This is a genomic window from Winogradskya consettensis (genome assembly GCF_018332715.1).
Classification (GTDB): domain Bacteria; phylum Actinomycetota; class Actinomycetes; order Mycobacteriales; family Micromonosporaceae; genus Actinoplanes; species Actinoplanes consettensis.
The window spans coordinates 1-19,079 of sequence record NZ_BOQP01000012.1; the positions used below are offsets into that span (position 1 = coordinate 1).

A 19,079-nucleotide genomic window follows, 5' to 3' on the forward strand; every position below is an offset into this window, starting at 1 on the left:
GATCTGGTCGGGTTGGCCGCGGTCTGGTTGGGTTGGTCGGGTTGGGTGGGCTTCGGTTCGGTCAGCCGGGGTTTGGTCGGGCTGCGTCGAGTCTCGGTTGGCCTGCCGGGGGCTTGGGTGGGCCGGGCATGGGCTCGGCGGCAGGGCTTGGGCTCGGCGGCAGGGCTTGGGCTCGGCGGCAGGGCTTGGGCTCGGCGGCAGGGCATGGCTCTACTTAGCTGGCCCTACTCGGCCGGCTCGGGTTTCAGCGTCGGTTGGTGCTGGTGTCGTGGTCGGCGTGGTGACGGGATGGGCGGGAGCTTCGGTGCAGGGCTGCCTTGCGAGCTTCGTCGCTCCGGTAGGTGTGCGTGACCTGGGATGACTGCTCCGGTCTCGCCGCGGTTTCGCCGGACTGCGATTGGTCACCGGGCTGCGATTGGTCACCACGTTGGGACTCATCGCCGTGATGCGACTGATCGGCCCGAGGCGACTGATCGGCCCGATGCGACTGATCGGCCTGATGCCCCTGGTCGGCCCGGTGAGCCTGGTCGGCCCGGTGAGCCTGGTCGGCTCGGTGGGTTTGATCGGCCCGGTTTGGCGGGTCGGCTCTGTGGGCGCCGTTGTAGCCGCGGGTGGTTGCCAGGGTTTCGTTGGCGCGGGGCGGTGCGGGCTGGTGGCGGTGGCTGTTGTGGGTGCGGTCTGTTTTGCGGGCGGGCCTGAGATTCTGGGGGCGTTCGGTCACCGTTGACCTCCGGCTGGTGTCGAACCGGTCGGCGCTCGCCCACCGGTGGCTTCTGGCGTTGGTTTTCTTGACGGCGACGTCTACGGCCGAACGGCGAGGACGATCCGGGCAGGCAGCTCGGTGTACGGGCTTGGCCGGCGGATCACGCGGCTCGCTATCACCCAAATGGTCGGAATCATCCGCACTGTCCTTGTCATCACTCTGAGCAGAGTCGGCGGGAACTGCCGGTTGGTCAGACAGATCATCGACATCCACTTGGTCCGGGACGGATTTGTCGGGTTCGCCGAGTGACTCAGCCCCGCCCGCCGAATCACCCTCGGAGTCGGCACCCGAGCCACTCGCGGAATCACCCTCCGAGCCGACCTCCGAGCCGTTTGCGGAATCAGCGCCGAAGTCGTCTCCCGAGTCGCTTGCGGAATCGCCGTCGGGGTCGGCTTCCGGGCCACCTGGCCAACCGACCGAATTACCCGTCGAGTCGTCGGACGAGCCAATGTCTTGCCCGTCCGGGCTGCTCGGATCGTCGTTCTCATCGTCTTTATCTGAATTGTCTGGATTGGACGACGTCCCGCCGGGTTCAGCCGAACCACCCGGCCCGACCGCACCACCCGGCCCGACCGCACCACCCGGCCCAACCGCACCGCCGCCAGGCGCGATCGAACCGCCCGGTTCACCGGAACTCCCTGGCTTGCCCGAAGCGCCAGGCCCGCCCGGACCACCAGGCCCGCCCGGACCACCAGGCCCGCCCGGACCACCAGGCCCGGCCGTAGCGCCAGGCCCGCCCATGGCACCAGGCCCAACCGGAGTACCAGGCCCGCCCTCGACGCCAGGCCCGCCCGGAGCACCAGGCCCGCCCGGAGCACCAGGCCCAACCGGGGCGTCGGGCTTGGCAGGGGCGGTGGGTGCGATGGGTTGAATTCGGCCCACGATGTCGTCGTCGTTCACGTGTCCGCCCTTCCCAGGGTCGCCGTTTGCGGGGTCGCCGTTTGCGGGGTCGCCATTTGCGGGGTCGGCAGGGTCGTCGTCAGCGGGGTCGCGCTGCCCGGGGTCACCCGCTTGGGGAGCTGGCGATTTGCCGGAATCCGCACCACTCGGGACAGCACGCGGAATACCGCCCGGCCCAGTGGTGGATCCAGGCGCTGGACGAGGATCAGCTTGCGAAGGGGACCCAGCCCCGGGCTGCGGCGAAGTGCGAGTGTTGTCGGCTTTGGGCGTACCCAGAGCTGGGGGGGTCGGCTTCTTTTTCTGGGGTTGGCCTTGGATGTCAGGGGGTGCGGGTGACGCTGAGGGCTTGACCTGGATCGGGCCGCTGGAGGCCGGGGGGATGAACGGCACGTCGGGGACCGCGGGGCGGTCGGTGGCGAGTTGCCGGGAGCCGGCGGTGATCGCTGCGAGCGTTGGCAGCGAGGCCAGGCCTACCAGCATCACCACGATCAGCACGTAACGACGGGTTGTGCCGGTGAAGCCCTGGGCGCTGTAGACGCCGTTGAGGCGTTTTCGGAGGACCGTCAGCGGGCGTTCGGGGTTGTCGTCGTTCGGCTGCTCCGGCACGGCCGGCACCCTCCCCAGAGTAAAGATCCATATGGATTCGTCGCGGCTAGAGGGGTGAACGACGCAGGGGGCTCTGGGGAGCGGTAGGGGTGGGCCGTTAAGGCGGAAGTGATGGTACGAAAAGGACTTTATTGGGCAAATACGGTCGCCGATAAACCCGCAAGATTTCCGATCTGTGATCGACCTGACCTGTGGCGCCCCTCACGTTCTCTGCGAGGATGAGGGGGACGGCACCGCCGCCGTCGCCTTCGCTACCAGCGGAGCTGCGGTGGGGGCCGTCACTCCCCGGCGGGGTCTGTGATCACGTCGTCGGGCCGCGCGGCAACCTCACCCGGTCAGGCGCGGCATACCAGCGGTCTAGCCGCGCGGACGGGCAACCCCCGCCGTGGGCGTTGAGATGAACAGGGAGACACGGATGGCGAACGGCGAAAGCGAAGTCGGGGCTGACGCTCCGGCCGGCGGTTTCGTTCAACTGCTCACCCCCGAAGGTGAGCGCGTCGACAGCGTCACCACGGCGGAGGGGGTGACCTATTCGGTCAGCTTCACTGACGAGGAGTACCGCGAGCTTTATCGGGATCTCGTCACGGTCCGCCGGCTCGACGCCGAGGCGACCGCCCTGCAGCGCCAGGGCGAGCTGGGCATCTGGGCGAGCCTGCTCGGCCAGGAGGCGGCGCAGGTCGGTTCCGGGCGGGCGCTGCGCAAGCAGGACATGGCGTTCCCGACGTACCGCGAGCACGGCGTGCTCTATACCCGCGGGATCGACCCGATCATGCCGTTCGGCCTGTTCCGGGGCGTCGACCAGGGCGGCTGGGATCCGAACGAGTACAAGTTCAACTCGTACACGATCGTCATCGGCTCGCAGACGCTGCACGCGACCGGCTATGCCATGGGCGTGACCATGGACGGCAGGACGGGCGGGCCCGACGGCGAGGCCGTCATCGCCTACTTCGGCGACGGCGCCACCAGCCAGGGCGAAGTGAACGAGGCCTTCGTCTGGGCCGGCGTCTTCAACTCGCCGATGGTGTTCTTCTGCCAGAACAACCAGTACGCCATCTCCGAGCCGCTCGAACGCCAGACCCGGATCCCCCTCTACCGCCGCGCGGCAGGCTTCGGCTTCCCGGGCGTGCGGATCGACGGCAACGACGTGCTCGCTTCGTACGCCGTGACCAGGTCAGCGCTCGACAACGCCCGCAACGGCAACGGCCCGACGCTGATCGAGGCCTACACGTACAGGATGGGCGCGCACACCAGCTCCGACGACCCGACCCGCTACCGCATCGCGAGCGAGGTCGAGTCGTGGAAGGCCAAGGACCCGATCAGCCGGTTCAAGGCGTTCCTCACCAAGCAGCAGCTCGCCGATGACGACTTCTTCGGTCAGGTCGACGAGGACGCCCGTACCCTCGCGCTGAACCTGCGCGAGCAGGTACTGGCGATGCCCGATCCGCAACCGATCTCCATCTTCGACAACGTGTACCCGAACGGCTCGCCACTCGTCGACGCACAGCGCAAGCAGTTCGCCGACTACCAGGCCGCGTTCGAGGGGAGTGCCCACTGATGTCAGAAACCCTCACTCTCGGCAAGGCCCTCAACCACGGCCTGCGTCGCGCCCTGGAGAACGACCCCAAAGTCGTCATCATGGGCGAGGACGTCGGGAAGCTCGGCGGTGTCTTCCGGATAACCGACGGCCTGCAGAAGGACTTCGGCGAGAACAGGGTCATCGACACCCCGCTCGCCGAGGCCGGCATCGTCGGCACGGCGGTCGGCCTGGCCATCCGCGGCTACCGGCCGGTCTGCGAGATCCAGTTCGACGGGTTCGTCTTCCCCGCGTACAACCAGATCGTCGCCCAGGTCGCGAAGATGTACTACCGCTCGCTGGGCAACGTGCGGCTGCCGATCGTCATCCGGATCCCGTACGGCGGGGGCATCGGCGCGGTCGAGCACCACTCCGAGTCGCCCGAGGCGTACTTCTCGCACACCCCCGGCCTCAAGGTCGTGACGTGCTCGAACTCCGCCGACGCGTATTCGATGATCCAGCAGGCGATCACGTCCGACGATCCGATCATCTTCTTCGAGCCGAAACGCCGGTACTGGGAGAAGGGCGAGGTCGACCTGTCCCTCGCGCCGCAGGATGCGTACCCGCTGCATTCGTCCCGGATCGCCCGGGAGGGCAGCGACGCCACCCTGATCGCTTACGGTCCGATGGTCCGGGTCGCCCTCGACTCGGCCGAGGCCGCTGCCGAGGACGGCCGTCAGCTGGAGGTCATCGACCTGCGCAGCCTCTCACCGCTCGACCTCGATCCGGTCTTCGCCTCGGTGCGCAAGACCGGCCACGCGGTCGTCGTCCACGAGGCCCCCGGCAACCTCGGCCTGGGCGCGGAGATCGCCGCCCGGATCACCGAGGAGTGCTTCTACTCGCTGGAGGCACCGGTCCTGCGCGTGACCGGCTACGACGTGCCCTACCCGGCAGCCCGCGTCGAAGAGGAGTACCTGCCCGACCTGGACCGGGTGCTCGACGCCGTCGACCGTTCGTTCGGCTGGTGACCCGGATGTCACGGATCAAGGACTTCACCCTGCCCGACCTGGGCGAAGGTCTCACCGAGGGCGAGATCCTCACCTGGCTCGTCAGTGTCGGCGACACGATCGAGCTCAACCAGCCCATCGTCGAGGTCGAGACCGCCAAGGCGGCCGTCGAGATCCCGGCCAAGTGGGGTGGCGTGGTTGCGAAGATCCACGTCGAGGCCGGAACAACCGTCGAGGTGGGTGCGCCCATCGTCTCGATCGACACCGACCCGACCGCCGGGCCCATTCCCTCGGCGGAGTCGCTCGCTGCCGTCGAGATCGCTCCGGAGGAGGGTGCGGTCGAGCCCGGTCTCATCGGGGGTCCGGCCCCGGGCGGGCGCACGGCTGTGCTCGTCGGTTACGGCCCGAAAACCGTAACTGCAAAACGCCGACCCCGGATAGGTACGCCCGACGCGTCCACAACCGCAGCTACGCCAACCCCGCCTGCGGCGGCTCGCGCGACTCAACCTGCGGCCGTCGCTCCGGCGCCCGCAGCTCCCGCCCCGGCGGCACGTCCCGCTCCGGCTCCCAGTCCCGCGGCAGCTCCCGCTCCCAGTCCCGTGGCAGCTCCCGCTCCCGTGGCGGCGGCGCTTTCGTCGAAGGTGCTGGCCAAGCCGCCCGTACGCAAGCTGGCCAAGGATCTTGGTGTTGATCTCTCCACGCTCGTCGGGTCGGGGCCGCTCGGTTCGGTGACACGTGCCGACGTACAAGCCGCAGTGGCTGCAGTTGATGTTGTCGTTGATGCACCCGCTGTGGGGACGTCCGACGGTTTCCGGGAGCAGCGGATCCCGATCAAGGGCGTCCGGAAGCTGACGGCGGCGAACATGGTCGCGTCGGCGTTCACCGCGCCGCATGTCACGGAGTTCCTGACCGTCGACATCACCAAGACGATGAAGGCGCTGGAGCGACTGAAGGCCCGCCCCGAGTTCCGGGAGATCCGGCTCTCTCCGATGCTGTTCGTCGCCAAGGCCGTACTCCTCGCGATCAAGCGGCACCCGATGGTCAACTCGGCCTGGTCCGGGGCGACCAACGAGATCGTGATCAAGGAGTACGTCAACCTCGGCATCGCGGCGGCCACCGAGCGCGGACTGATCGTGCCGAACATCAAGGACGCCGGTCTGCTCTCCATGCGCGAGCTCGCCGAAGCGCTGAACCTGCTGGTCCAGGTCGCAAGATCGGGCAAGACGCCGCCGGCCGACATGGCGAACGGCACGTTCTCGATCACGAACGTCGGGGTTTTCGGCATCGACACCGGCACGCCGATCCTGCCGCCCGGCGAGTCCGCGATCCTGGCGTTCGGCGCCGTACGCCCGACGCCCTGGGTGCACAAGGGGAAGATCAAGATTCGCCAGGTCACCACGCTGGGCCTCTCGTTCGACCACCGCATCATCGATGGCGAGCTGGGCTCGAAGTTCCTGCGCGACATCGGCCGCTTCCTCGAGGACCCGGAGGGCGCGCTGCTCTCCTGGACCTGATCCGTTTTTTGTTCTGCAACCAACCTGCACCACCTTTGATCCTTAGGCTAGTAAGCGGGATCACCCCCTGATTCGTTGGCATGCTGGGTTCCGGCGCGGTTTAATTAAGCCAGCGCCGGAACCACGGCACGTCCAACAAGGCCAATGAAGGCCAGGGGGAGAGCACCACAATGAGCGCCATCAGCCGCATCCGCAGCCGCCGTCTTGCCAAGCGCGACGCCCGCGCCATCGAGCGCGCCATGCAGGCGGCGCCGACCCAGTCCATGCGTAACGAGATCGCGATCTTTGCGCAGCAGCGCACTTTCTGATCGCTCCCGATCACGCTGGGTAAGGCGAGCACCACATAAGCGATCACTTCACCCGCCGCGTCTCTGATCGTCCGCCCGATCGACGCGGCACCGAGAGCCCCGACCGATACACAGGTCGGGGCTTCTCGTTATCTCTGTGAGATTTTCGGACCACCCACTCCGGATAGTCCGCCCGCAATTGATGGCATTTGTCCAACGTGTGCATGATCACGTTCGGACTTTTTCGGGCACGTCGCCCGCGTCCCACGGCGTACACCGGGATTCCTACTCTCGGCTACGCCCGGTACGGTTGGGCACGGTCACCCGCCCCGGCTCGGCCGGCCGGGTCATGTGGCCGGGGTCATGCTCCAGCTCTGCAAGGTCGGCCGCGTCCGTGCATAAGCTGGCACGGCCGACAGTCATGGAGGAGGCGGTTATGACGTCCGATGGCCAGCACGCCGGCCGGCAGCCGGGGGCCACATCGGGCCGCGGAGCTTTCCCGCCCGACAACCGCCCCGACACAGACGGTCACGCTGCGTCCGGTTCCGCTCCGTCGTACCCGCACGCCGAGGATTCGCTCCCCAGTGCGTACGCGCCACCACCGCAGTCGACCCCCAACGGCGGCTCGCCCTTCGTGGTCCCCGCAGTGGCGGACGCCACCCCCGGCCCGGTCTTCGGCGCCCCCGCTTCACGCGCACCCTCTTCACCCCAGGACCCTCGTAGTACGGAGTCAACGCCCTTGCCTTCACGCGGCCAGTCGGCTCCCGATGCCCCCTCCTCGGGCTGGTCCCCCCAGCCCCCGGCCACCGACGCATCGGGCCAGGTCCCGTTCCGCCACGCTCCCGGCGGCCAGCTCCCCCAGCGCAACCCCGGCATCGCCGGCGGCCCGCTAGCCGGCCCGGTCGGCGAGTTCAACGGCTTCGCCCCGACGCGCGGCGCCGCCCAGCCACCCGCGGCCCCGCCCGCGGCAAGCCCTCGCGCGGCAGCTCCACTCGCCGCCCAGGCACCCGCGTCGCCCTTCGCCCCCGCAGCCGACTTCGCCGCGCAGGCACCCTTTGGTGCGCAGGCACCCTTTGGTGCGCAGGCACCCTTTGGTGCGCCGGCAGCTCCGTTCGAGGCGCAGGCAGGTCCTTTCGATGGGCAGGCACCCGCGGCTCCCTTTGGCGGGCAGGCAGGTCCCTTCGACGGGCAGGCAGCTCCGTTCGATGGGCAGGCAGCCGCAGCGCCCTTTGGCGCGCAGGCAGCTCCGTTCGATGGGCAGGCACCCGTGGCATCGACGCCTGATCTCCCGCGCCGCTCCCCGGGCGAGGGCCGCGGTCCGTTCGAACGCGGCACGGCAGCCCCTGACGACGGCAACGCCCCCGCCGCTGAGCGCGCCCCCGGCGTCTCTGCCTTCGGCGACCAGCGCGTCCGCGTCCCCGGCGCCACCCTCACCGACTACCCGGACAGCCCGTCCATCGACGGCAGCACCCCGCCCGCCCAGGAGCTCACCGGCTTCCCGGTCCGCGGCGACGCCCCCGAAGGCGCCAGCTTCCCCCTCCGCGGCAACTCCGCCGGCGAGAACAGCAGCTTCCCCGGCCTCCGTGACGCCCCGTTCGCCCCCGTCAACGGCGACCTCCCCTTCGACCCGGCCGACTCCCGCTTCAGCGCCCCGAACTCCCCGTTCGGCCCCTCCAGCTCCGAGTCCCCCTTCACCCGCCCCACCGACCTCAGCAGCCCACCCGCAGACCCCACCTTCGGCCCTGCCCCCACCTCGAGCCCAAGCCGCCCCGCGGACTCCTCCTTCCCCCCGGCCCAATCACCATTCGGCCAGACCCAGTCCTCCGACTCCCCGTTCGGCCAGAACACGTCCACGGACTCCCCGTTCGGCCAGAACACGTCCACGGACTCCCCGTTCGGCCAGAACACGTCCACGGACTCCCCGTTCGGCCAGAACACGTCCCCGGACTCGTCGTTCGGTCAAGGTCAGCCCTCGGCACCGCCGTTCGGCCAGGGTTCGTCCGCGGGCTCGTCGTCGTCCGCAGGCTCCCCGTTCGGACCGGGCCCGTCGTCGACCGCCGGCGCCAACTCCCCGTTCCGCCCCGGCGCGTCGACCTCATCGACCCCGGGCACATCGCCGGCCTCCCCCTACGGCAAGCCCATCTCGGAGCCCCCGTTCGGAACGGCCAACTCCGACTCCCCGTTCGGTCCCAACAGCTCGGAGTCCCAGTACGGCACCCCGACCCAGGGCACCCAGTACGGCACCCCGAGCACCGACTCGCCGTTCGCCCCGACCGGCCCCGAGTCCCAGCCCGGCACCCCCACTTCCGACTCCCAGTACGGCGCGCCGAACTCAGGCTCCCAGTACGGGACCCCGAGTTCCGAGTCCCAGTACGGGACGCCGAATTCCGAGTCCCAGTACGGCCCCGCGAACTCCGAGTCTCCGTACGGCCCCGCGAATTCCGACTCCCAGTACGGCACTCCGAATTCCGAGTCTCCGTACGGCGCGGCGGGTTCCAACTCATCGCACGGCGGCGCGGGTTCCAACTCTCCATTCGGTGCGGCCGCCTCTGACCCGTCGTCGTTCGGCACGGCCGGATCCGACTCCCCGTTCGGCACTTCCCGCCCCGACCCCCAGCGCGGCACGGCAGGCACGGAGTCGCAGTACGGCACGGCAGGCACGGAGTCGCAGTACGGCTCGGCCGGATCCGACTCCGCGTTCGGCACAGCGGGCTCCGAGTCGCAGTACGGGACTTCGAGCGCGGACTCTCCGTTCGGCACGGCGGGGTCTGACCCGTCGTTCGGGTCGGCGTCCCCGTTCAGCGGCGACGACAACTCTCGATCGGGCGGCTACCCGCAGCGTGTGCCGGGTGCATCCTTGGAGGCCTCTGACAACGGGCAGCCCGAGACGTCGAGCGGCTACCCGCAGCGAGTCCCCGGCGCGGCGCTCAGCACCGGCGGCGCTCTCAGCTCAGGCGGCGCCCCCGTCGTGGCAGAGCAGCGTCCCGCCGCGGTCCCGCACCCGCGCGACCCCGCCGAAGCGCCCGAAGCCGCGGACCACGCCGGCCCGTCGAGCTCCACCCCGGCGAGCCCGGCCAAGGGCACCGCGCGCCCGGTCTCCGCGAGCGCCTCGGTTCCGGTCTCCAGCCGCGTTTCCCCGCCGCCGGACGCCGAAGAGAGCGCCCCGCCGGCCGCGAACCCCCAGTCGCGCGTCTACGGCCGCCCCCCGGAGCCCGAAAGCCCAGGTGAGCAGGCCGGCCAGAGCGACGACGGACACACCCCGTTCGGCGCGGCACCCACCTCGGGCGCCTACGGCCAGCCGGAAGCTGACCGCAACCCGTTCGGCCAGCCCGAAAACAGCTTCGGCCCGGCAGGCCAGCACGAAAGCAACGGCTTCGGTCAGGCCAACCAGCAGGAAGGCGGCAGCTTCGGCCCCGCCAACCAGCGTGACGGTGCCGGCTTCAACTCTGCCGGTCAGCACGAGAACAACGGCTTCGGTCAGGCCGACGAGCGGGACAGCTTCGGTGCACCGGCGGGTCGCTCCGGCACCTACGGCAGCGCGGCGCCGGGCACCCCCGACGCGGCTCCGACCTCGGGTGCTTACGGCACGCCCTCGTCCGGCGACTACGGCAGCCCGTACGGCTCAGCCTCGGACAGTGCACCCGACAACGCGTACGGTGCGTCCTCCAGTGGCAGTTACGGCGCGCCCGCTGACAGCGGGTTCGGGTCGTCTTCTGACGGTGGTTATGCACCTCAGGGCGACGGTTTCGGGTCGCCTGCCGATGGTGATTCGCAGGATTCGGCGCGGAATGCGGGCCGGAGCGCGGGTAGTGCCCGTGTTTCGCCTCCCTCGCAGCCGTTCGCGCCGGGTTCGCCCGCGGCAGCGTCGACGTCCGGGCAGCCTGCTGCTTTCGGGGGCGCGGCTTCCGTACCCAATCAGGGGTCCGGTCCGGGCGAGGGTTATCCGCCGAGCGCGCCGACGTCGGGTCAGGGATTCGACTCCGAACAGTCCGGTGGTCACGGCTTCCCGGCAAACGCACCCACTTCGGGCACTTACGGTTCCACCCCGGGAACGTACGGTTCCAGCGCACCGACGTCGGGCAGTTACGGCTCGGCACCCGGGACGTACGGCGCCAGTGCACCCACCTCCGGAAGCTACGGCTCGAGTGCACCGACGTCCGGGCAGGCGTTCCCGTCGTCGGGGCAGCCGGAGTCGGGCTACAACGAGTTCACCTCCGACCTCGCCGGCCGGGGACGTCCGGGGCAGCCGAACCACCCGGGCCCGGTTCCCGGTAACCCGGCGAGCCGGACCATGCCGCCGGACTTCAGCGAGCACACGATCGACGTCTCCGGCCGCGGCCAGGACCCGTACGTGCCTGCGCCCGCCCTGCCTGCCATGCATGCCTCGCAGCCGTTCGAAAACGGCTTCCCGCCGCCGAACGACTCGACGCACCCGTTCGGTGAACGCCCGCAGGGTGGCAACACGTTCGGCGGCCCCGCCAGCCGGGCCACGGTCACCCCGCCCGACCCGGACGCCACGGCAAGCTGGCCGGGCACCGAGGCGACGGGCGGCCCGGACCCGTTCAGCTCGTTCAAGCCCGAGACCAGCCAGTCGGTGACCGAGGTCGCCAAGCCCGAGACCCCGCACGTACGCATGCTGCCCGTGCTCATCGGTGTCATCCTCGGCGCCGGTCTGCTGGTCGGCTTGACATTCGGCATCACCTGGCTGATCGCCCGCGGCTCGGACAGCGGCGGCTTCTCGGTCAGCGCCGGCGACTGCGTCAAGCGCGACGGCGACAAGGCCGTCGCCGCCAACTGCACCGACGCCGGCTCGTTCCAGGTGACGGCCATCGTCGACACCAAGGACCAGTGCCCCGACGTCAACCAGCCGTACGTCGTCAACCCGACCAGCGACAACAAGTCCCAGGTCCTCTGTCTCAAACCGAAGTCCTGAACCTGACGTGGTGCTGAACCGGGCTTGAGCCTGGTTCGGCACCATCGCCGGGTGCGTGCTGAAAAATGGGCGTCCCGGGTTTTCCTGACCGCCGGCGGATTACAGGTGGGCGGGCTCTACCTCGACCTCCAGTTGATGCCGTACGCGGGGACCCTGGCGCTCACTGCCCTGCTGGCGTTCGCCCTGACCACACCACCCGCGGAACCCACCCGGCGATGGGAGCGCCGATTCGGTCTCCTAGGCCTGGCGTTGCTGGCGTTCACCGCCGGCCTGGTGGACGCCCGCACCGACGGCTTCGGCTGGCCGGCCGAGTTCCCCGGCGGCGACGACCTCAACGCGCTGGCCGAATCCGGCTCCTTGATCCTGGCCGCAGGGGCCCTGACCGTGGCTGTGCTGCTCCACTCCCGCCTGCGTCCACGTTGGTGGCATCCACCCGCGGCGGCCGGCGTTGTCCTCGCTGTCTGGGCATTCTGCGAACGCGGGTGGTATTCGACGTCGCGGGACACAGTGCCGGACCTGAAAGCGCTCGGCCCGGTGATGGCGCTGTCCATCGTCATCGTCCTCACGCTCAGCCTCGTCATGACCACCACGCTGGCCTCACACGGCCCGATGACCCGAGTCGGAGCCGGACTGTTCCCCGTCCTGGTGCTCGCCCTGATCGCCCTCGTGCCGCTCCCGGACAACGACCTGCTCAGAAAATTCCACCCCGAACCACCGGCTTCCGTCCTGGGTAGCTATTCCGGCTACCGCGACACCTGGCGGCTCTATCAGAGTGATGAGTACGGCACGCCCGTCTACGACCCCGATTTCATTGGCGCGCTACCCAGGCTCGGTGTCCTCACCTCCACCTCCACCGAGGCCCCACCGAAGATCGCCGACATCGATGCGGTCGACGGGTCACCGTTCGCCGGGAACAGCACCCCCGCATGGCCCCGCGCCAAGCCCGCAATCCTCGCCGCACTGCTCCTGCTCGCGATGGTCGCCCTGGCCACGTCGCTGTTCCCGGTCCCTGACGACAGCGATCGGGTTGCCTGAAAACAGTGACTCTCGCCTCGCCTCCCCGGCTCACGACGGGCCGGGGCGCGGGGCAAAATTGTCCGCATGGATGCGCGCGTGCGGGCTCCCGAGTTTCGGGCTCGGGGTTGGTTGAACACCGGCGGCAAGGAGCTGAAGCTCGCCGACGTCCGGGGCAAGATCGTGTTGCTCGACTTCTGGACTTTTTGCTGCATCAACTGTCTGCATGTCCTGGATGAGCTGCGACCGCTCGAGGAGAAGTACGGCGACGTGCTCGTGGTGATCGGCGTGCATTCGCCGAAGTTCGAGCATGAGCGGGATCCTGAGGCGCTGGCGGCCGCCGTTGAGCGTTACGGCGTGCATCACCCGGTGCTCGACGATGCTGACATGGTCATGTGGCAGCAGTACGCAGCTAAGGCGTGGCCGACGCTCAGCGTTGTCGACCCCGAGGGGTATGTCGTCGCGTCGATGGCGGGTGAGGGGCATGCCGAGGGGCTGATCCGGCTGCTCGACGAGTTGATCGCCGTGCACGAGGCGAAGGGCACCCTGCACCGCGGGGATGGGCCCTACGTTCCGCCGGCTGCCGACAAGACCGTGCTGCGGTTCCCGGGCAAGGCCATCGAGCTGCCCAGCGGCAATCTGCTGGTCTCCGATTCGGCGCGGCATTCGCTGGTGGAGCTGGGCCCCGACGGCGAGACGCTGATCAGGCGGATCGGTAGCGGGCAGCGCGGCCGGGTTGACGGGCCCGCGGGCGCTGCGAGTTTCTCCGAGCCGCAGGGGCTCTGCCTGGTGCCCGACGGTCGCACGGTGGTCGTCGCCGACACCGTCAATCATCTGTTGCGTGGGCTCGACCTGGAGACCGGGGAGGTCAGCACGCTGGCCGGCACCGGGCTGCCGTGGCGTTCCGCGCAGGACGACGGGGTGGCGTTGTCGTCGCCGTGGGATCTGGCGTGGTTCGAAAACAAAATCATCATCGCGATGGCCGGGATCCACCAGTTGTGGTGGTTCGATCCCGAGCTCGGGACGCTGGGCGTCTACGCAGGCACGACCGTGGAGTCGCTGCGGGACGGGCCCATTCCGGATGTGTGGATGGCGCAACCGTCGGGGCTCTCGGCGTACGGTGCAAAGCTTTGGATTGCGGACAGTGAGACGTCGGCCCTGCGCTGGATCGAGAACGGTGAGTTGCACACCGCTGTCGGGCAGGGGCTTTTTGATTTCGGGCATGTTGATGGCGCCGCGAAGCAGGCGTTGCTGCAGCATCCGCTCGGTGTCGGTGCGCTGGCCGACGGGTCGGTGCTGGTTGCTGACACCTACAACGGTGCGGTGCGGCGTTTCGATCCGGCGACCGATGAGGTGTCGACGGTTGATTCCGGGCTGGCGGAGCCGAGCGACATCCTGGTGACGCGGGCCGGCGAGGTGTTCGTGGTGGAGTCGGGTGCGCATCGGCTGGTGAAGCTGGCGCCGGGCGCGGTGCGGACGGTGGAGGGTGAGCGGCATCGCACCGAGCGGCCGGCGTCACCGCTGGCGCCGGGCGAGGTCACCCTGGACATCGTTTTCACCCCGCCGCCGGGGCAGAAGCTCGACACGACGTTCGGCCCGTCGACGCGTCTGGTCGTTTCGGCGTCCCCGCCTGAGCTGCTGCTGGAGGGCGAGGGCACCGGCACGGATTTGTCCCGACGGCTCGTGCTCAACCCCGATGTGCCCAAGGGAGTGCTGCAGGTCGTGGCGCAGGCCGCGACGTGTGACGCGGATGTCGAGCATGCGGCGTGCCACCTCACCCGGCAGGACTGGGGTGTGCCGATCGTGATCGACCCGGCGGCCCCGAGCCGGCTGCCTCTCATCCTGCGCGGTCTGGACGCGTAGAAGAACCCGCGAACCCTTTCCGCTCCGGTGACGGATAAGAGATGTCACCCTGAGTGGAAAGGGGCACCATGGCAGACGATGCCGAGCTCATCGGCCGGTCGAGGAGCAGACCCGAGGCCTTCACGGGCATCTTCGACCGGCACGCACCACACATCCACCGCTATCTGGCGCGGCGGCTGGGCGATCAGAGCGCCGACGACCTGGTCGGTGAGGTCTTTCTGGTCGCGTTCCGGCGACGTGACGGCTATGACCGTACGCGTCCCGACGCGCGGCCCTGGCTCTATGGCATCGCGACGAACCTGGTCGCCCAGCACCGCCGGGACGAGGCGCGTGACTTCCGCCTGCGCACCTCGATCGCGCCGAGTGCCGATGTCATCAATCACGCCGATCAGGTGGCGACCGATCTGAGCGCGTCGGCCCTGCGGGACACGTTGCAGTCGGCGCTGGCCGAGCTGAATTCCGGTGATCGTGACGTGCTGCTCCTCGTGGCTCAGGAGGAGTTGACGTACGAGCAGGTGGCTGCCGCGTTGGAGATTCCGGTGGGCACGGTGCGGTCGCGCCTGCACCGGGCGCGGATCGCCGTACGTGCCGCGTTGGGCGGGAGCAATCCGCTGACTGTGTTCGAGGAGGGCGTACGCCATGGATGATCTGACTTTGATCCGCGACCTCACCGAGGATGCGGTCCTGCCGAACGCGAAGCGGCTGGCCCCGGCCCGCGCGGCTTTCATCGCCGAGGCCGGTCTTGCGAAGAAGCGTTTCTGGAGCATGGGCCGGATCGCCTTCGCGGGTACGGCGGGTCTTGCCGCAGCCGCCATCGTTGTTGTCGCTGCCGCGAAAGCGCCCCCGCCTGCGCCTGCACCTGCACCTCCTCTCGCGATGGCGCCTACGGAAAGACCCCTTCGCCTGGCATCCCAGGTCCTTGACGAGGCTGCAGATGCCGCGTTGCGCCAGGAGGCGGTCGTTCCACGACCCGACCAGTTCCTGTACCTCTCGCAGCGCGGCGCCGGCGGCAAGGTGGTGTACGAGGGGTGGTTCTCCATCGACGGCAAGCATGACGGGCTCGTCATCCGCTCCGAGGAAGGCGAGACGGTCCTCGAGGCCTGCCGGCCGGGCAAGAAGACGGTCGAGGGCGACAACTGCAAGCCGGAGGCGCACTACCTGCCGGATTTGCCGACCGATCCCAAGAAGCTGCTCAAGCAGATCGAGAAGGACGCCAACCAGGACACGGAGGAGGCCCGGACGAACGCCATCGCCAAAGATCTCTGGTACTACGCGGAGCAGTTCTGGCTGACGCCGAAGCAGCGGGCTGCGGTCTATCGGGCCGCCGCGACGGTGCCCGGGCTCAAGGTGATCGAGGGGGTGACGGATCCGGCCGGACGTAAGGGAACGGGGGTGGCGTGGACATACGGCGCCCAAGCGATGTGGATCTTCGACCCGGAGACCAACGTGTTCCTCGGATCACAGACCACCACCACCGACGTGGCCCTGGTCGATGCGGTTCGCGACAGGTAGGTCATTTGTCAAGGGCGTTTGGACTACTTCCCGGCAACCTACGGTGTCGTAGCCTTATCCCGTGACAACCGAAACCCCCTTCCAGATAAAGCCCGCCGATCTTGGCAAGCCGCGTCTGCGCGGGCGGTTGCATCAGTACGCGTTCTTCGTCGCGCTCGTCTGCGGCGTGGTCCTCTGCTCGATCGCGCTGTCCCGACCAGGGATGTCACCGTTCGTGAGCTGTCTCATCTACAGCGTCACGGTCTGCGGGCTGTTCGGGATCAGCGCGCTCTATCACCGCAGGACCTGGACCGAACGTGGCTACCAGATCATGCGGCGGCTGGACCACTCGATGATCTTCATTTTCATCGCGGGGACGTACACACCGTTCTGCGTGCTGTTGCTGAGCTCCGGCAAGGCGACGGTCATGCTGACCCTGATCTGGGTCGGCGCGCTCGGCGGGGTCGCACTGAAGAGCGTTTGGCCGCACCTGCCCCGATGGGTGGGTGCGCCGCTCTATCTGGCCCTGGGCTGGGGCGCGGTCGCGATCCTGCCGGACGTCCTGCACAAGGGTGGCGTCACCGCACTGGTCCTGCTCGCGGCGGGCGGCGTGATCTACAGCGTCGGCGCGGTCTTCTACGCACTACGCCGCCCGAACCCGTGGCCGGCCGTCTTCGGCCACCACGAGTTCTTCCACGCGTGCACGCTGATCGCGGCGCTCTGCCACCACGTCGCGATCTACTTCTCGCTCTACGCGTAGGTCAGGGCCGGCTGTCGTAGGCCTCGCGCGCGTCGAGAACGTCGCCGATGTGCAGTTCCGCCCAGTCCTGCAGGGCGTTGCAGAGGCCGAGCAGGCTGCGTCCCAGCGTGGTCAGCGCGTAGTCCACCCGGGGCGGCACCACGGCGTGCACCGTACGCGTGACAATGCCGTCCCGTTCCAGACCGCGCAGGGTCTGGGTCAGCATCTTGGGGCTGACACCGTTGATCCGCTGGGCCAGCTCGGTGTATCGCAGCGAGCCGTCCTTGAGCGAGGACACGATCAGTACGCTCCACGCGTCGCCGATCCGGTCGAGCACCTGGCGGCTGGGGCAATTCTTCGCGTACACATCCGTTTCCACCTGCTTACTATCCCTCAGGTGAGTACTGCACTTCAAGGTGCTCACTCTCCTTTGGGAAGTGATCCTTGACCTGCCTCGTTGTGGGAATCGAAAGCCTTTCACCGAGCCAGGGAGTCATCGTCATGACCATCGTCGTCACCGGAGCCACCGGACACCTCGGCCGCCTCGCCATCGAGTCCCTGCTGAGCCGGGGCGTACCCGCCGGCGAGATCGTCGCGGTGGGCCGCAGCGTCGAAAAGATCAAGGATCTGGCGGACAAGGGTGTGGTCGTCAAGAAGGCGTCGTACGACGAGCCGGAGTCGCTGAGCGCGGCGTTCGCGGGCGCCGACAAGCTGCTCTTCATCTCGGCCAGCGAGCCGGGCCGGCGGATTCCGCAGCACACGAACGTCGTGAACGCCGCGAAGGCAGCGGGCATCAGCAAGATCGTCTACACGAGCGCGCCGTTCGCCGCCACCAGCGACGCGATCCTCGTGACCGATCACCGCGCCACCGAGGAGGCCCTGACCGCGTCCGGCATCCCGTCGGTCTTCCTCCGCAACGGCTGGTACGTCGAGAACTACAACCTCCCGACCGCCCTTGACCACGGCCTGGTCGGCGGCGCGGGCGAGGGCAAGATCAACATTGCCCCGCGGTCCGACTACGCCGAGGCCGCCGCTGCCGCGATCCTCGCGGACGATGTCGACCAGAAGGTGTACGAGCTGGGCGGCGAAGGCGTCACGCTGGCCGAGCTCGCTGCGCTGGTCAGCGAGGTGTCGGGACGCGAGGTCACCTACACCAACCTGCCCGAGGAGAAGCACGTCGAATTCCTTGTCAGCGTCGGTCTGCCGCAGGAGTTCGCGGTCGTGCTCGCCGACGTCGACCGTGCGGCATCGCAGGGCGCGCTCAACACCGGCACCGCCGACCTGGAGAAGCTCCTCGGCCGCCCGGTGACCCCGATCGCCGAGGCTGTTCGCAAGGCACTCGCCTAATTTTTTAGGGGCGTCACCGAATTGTCCGGTGACGCCCCTTTGAACGGCTGCCCACTTCCGGCCCATCCTGAGCCGGCCCCTCGTTCAGCCGTACGTTTGATACGCCCTACTCAGGCACCATAGCTCGGCGGCGGCGGGGGGTTGCGCCGCGTGGTCTCGCGGTATTCCTGCACGACCTCGCCATCGTTGCGGTAGACCGGCTCCTCACGGATGACCGGGCGCTCGTCCACCACCGTCGCGGGACGGCGGCGGCTGTTCCAGAAGTAGAGCGTGAGAACAAGACCGACCAGTCCGGCCAGCATCAACACGTAGCCCACCACGTTGATGTCCAGACCGCTGATGTTGGCGTTGACCGCGAACGCGAGGATCGCTCCCAGCGCCAGTAGGAAAATGCTTCCGCCGATGCCCATGATGGACCTCCCTGGCTCGTCGCTGCCGCTTCGAGCCGCGGCAATACGTCGATACGTGTGTCTACCCAGGTGGTGAAGGGCTCAATCAGGCAAGCTTGGACCCATGACCGCGAGAACCCTTGTCCTGTTGCGCCATGCCAAGGCGGAGGACCCCGGTGACCTGCTCGACTTCGAGCGTCATCTGACCGACGTCGGACGTGCGGACGCCGACGCCGCCGGAGCCTGGCTGGCCGACGAGCGGTTGAATCCGCGGCTGGTGATCTGCTCGCCGGCCGCCCGGACCAGACAGACATGGCAGGGAGTGTCGGTCGCGCTGGCCCAGGCCGCGCCGGACAGCGGGTCGCCCGAGGTCCACTACGAGACCGGCCTCTACGACGGCGGGCGCACCGAGGTCATCGACCTGCTCCGCGCGGTCCCCGACACCGTCCGTACGGTTCTGGTCATCGGCCATAATCCGACCATGTCGGATGTGTCCATTCTCCTGCGGCCGTACGAGGGTGGCGGTGTTGTCGAGGGCCTGAAGACGTCCGGTCTCGCCGTGCACCGCTTCGAAGGCTCGTGGTCCGACACCGAGCCCGGCGCGCTGCCCCTGATCACGTCGCATACCGCGCGCGGCTGACCTCATTCCAAGCGGTCCCACGCATGGAAAGGCCGGTTTCCAGGCGTGGAAGGCCGGTTTCCAGGCATGGAAG

At 68.7% G+C, this 19,079-nt stretch carries 15 protein-coding genes; 13 read left to right on the forward strand and 2 right to left on the reverse strand.

The window, feature by feature from the left end:
• Window positions 1-397: 397 nt before the first annotated feature.
• From Aco04nite_RS14395 to trhA, 11 genes are all read left to right on the forward strand, one after another.
• A complete protein-coding gene (locus Aco04nite_RS14395) occupies window positions 398-727 on the forward strand; it encodes a hypothetical protein (RefSeq protein ID WP_212997747.1) in 330 nt (109 codons plus the stop codon).
• A gap of 1,957 nt (window positions 728-2,684) precedes the next feature.
• Entirely contained in the window at window positions 2,685-3,824 is a 1,140-nt protein-coding gene (pdhA, locus tag Aco04nite_RS14400) for a pyruvate dehydrogenase (acetyl-transferring) E1 component subunit alpha (RefSeq protein ID WP_212997748.1), read from the forward strand.
• Window positions 3,821-4,810: an alpha-ketoacid dehydrogenase subunit beta gene (locus tag Aco04nite_RS14405; protein WP_212997826.1), complete on the forward strand. Its 990-nt coding sequence runs from the start codon at window positions 3,821-3,823 to the stop codon at window positions 4,808-4,810. Before pdhA ends, Aco04nite_RS14405 begins: the two co-directional genes overlap by 4 nt.
• Before the next feature lie 5 nt (window positions 4,811-4,815).
• Window positions 4,816-6,303 carry a dihydrolipoamide acetyltransferase family protein gene (locus tag Aco04nite_RS14410; protein WP_212997749.1) on the forward strand — a complete coding sequence of 496 codons (1,488 nt, stop codon included), beginning with the start codon at window positions 4,816-4,818 and terminating at the stop codon, window positions 6,301-6,303.
• A 170-nt stretch (window positions 6,304-6,473) separates the two neighbouring features.
• Window positions 6,474-6,611, forward strand: coding sequence for a hypothetical protein (locus Aco04nite_RS14415; RefSeq protein WP_203837197.1), 138 nt, complete (start codon window positions 6,474-6,476; stop codon window positions 6,609-6,611).
• A 1,246-nt stretch (window positions 6,612-7,857) separates the two neighbouring features.
• Window positions 7,858-11,523 carry a hypothetical protein gene (locus tag Aco04nite_RS14420; protein WP_212997750.1) on the forward strand — a complete coding sequence of 1,222 codons (3,666 nt, stop codon included), beginning with the start codon at window positions 7,858-7,860 and terminating at the stop codon, window positions 11,521-11,523.
• Window positions 11,524-11,574: 51 nt separating this feature from the next.
• Entirely contained in the window at window positions 11,575-12,558 is a 984-nt protein-coding gene (locus Aco04nite_RS14425) for a hypothetical protein (protein WP_212997751.1), read from the forward strand.
• A 66-nt stretch (window positions 12,559-12,624) separates the two neighbouring features.
• Window positions 12,625-14,400 carry an NHL domain-containing thioredoxin family protein gene (locus tag Aco04nite_RS14430; RefSeq protein ID WP_212997752.1) on the forward strand — a complete coding sequence of 592 codons (1,776 nt, stop codon included), beginning with the start codon at window positions 12,625-12,627 and terminating at the stop codon, window positions 14,398-14,400.
• 68 nt (window positions 14,401-14,468) lie between these two features.
• A complete protein-coding gene (locus Aco04nite_RS14435; RefSeq protein ID WP_212997753.1) occupies window positions 14,469-15,047 on the forward strand; it encodes an RNA polymerase sigma factor in 579 nt (192 codons plus the stop codon).
• 7 nt (window positions 15,048-15,054) lie between these two features.
• Window positions 15,055-15,912, forward strand: a complete 858-nt coding sequence (locus Aco04nite_RS14440) for a CU044_5270 family protein (protein WP_212997754.1) — start codon at window positions 15,055-15,057, stop codon at window positions 15,910-15,912.
• Between the two features lie 61 nt (window positions 15,913-15,973).
• The gene (gene trhA, locus Aco04nite_RS14445) at window positions 15,974-16,651 is read left to right on the forward strand and encodes a PAQR family membrane homeostasis protein TrhA (RefSeq protein WP_212997755.1); all 678 of its coding nucleotides are present in this window, start codon (window positions 15,974-15,976) and stop codon (window positions 16,649-16,651) included.
• 1 nt (window position 16,652) lies between these two features.
• Here trhA and Aco04nite_RS14450 read toward each other — a convergent pair whose 3' ends face one another.
• Entirely contained in the window at window positions 16,653-17,009 is a 357-nt protein-coding gene (locus Aco04nite_RS14450) for a winged helix-turn-helix transcriptional regulator (protein ID WP_212997756.1), read from the reverse strand.
• A 122-nt stretch (window positions 17,010-17,131) separates the two neighbouring features.
• On the opposite strand from Aco04nite_RS14450, the gene Aco04nite_RS14455 reads away from it, so the two are divergent.
• Window positions 17,132-17,977: an SDR family oxidoreductase gene (locus Aco04nite_RS14455; RefSeq protein WP_212997757.1), complete on the forward strand. Its 846-nt coding sequence runs from the start codon at window positions 17,132-17,134 to the stop codon at window positions 17,975-17,977.
• 110 nt (window positions 17,978-18,087) lie between these two features.
• On the opposite strand, the gene Aco04nite_RS14460 is transcribed toward Aco04nite_RS14455, so the two are convergent.
• Window positions 18,088-18,387 (reverse strand): DUF6458 family protein, encoded by a 300-nt coding sequence (locus Aco04nite_RS14460; RefSeq protein ID WP_212997758.1) that lies wholly within the window; start codon window positions 18,385-18,387, stop codon window positions 18,088-18,090.
• A 103-nt stretch (window positions 18,388-18,490) separates the two neighbouring features.
• Here Aco04nite_RS14460 and Aco04nite_RS14465 point away from each other — a divergent pair, with 103 nt between their 5' ends.
• On the forward strand, window positions 18,491-19,006 hold the full coding sequence (locus tag Aco04nite_RS14465) for a SixA phosphatase family protein (protein ID WP_212997759.1): 516 nt from the start codon (window positions 18,491-18,493) through the stop codon (window positions 19,004-19,006).
• Window positions 19,007-19,079 lie beyond the last annotated feature (73 nt).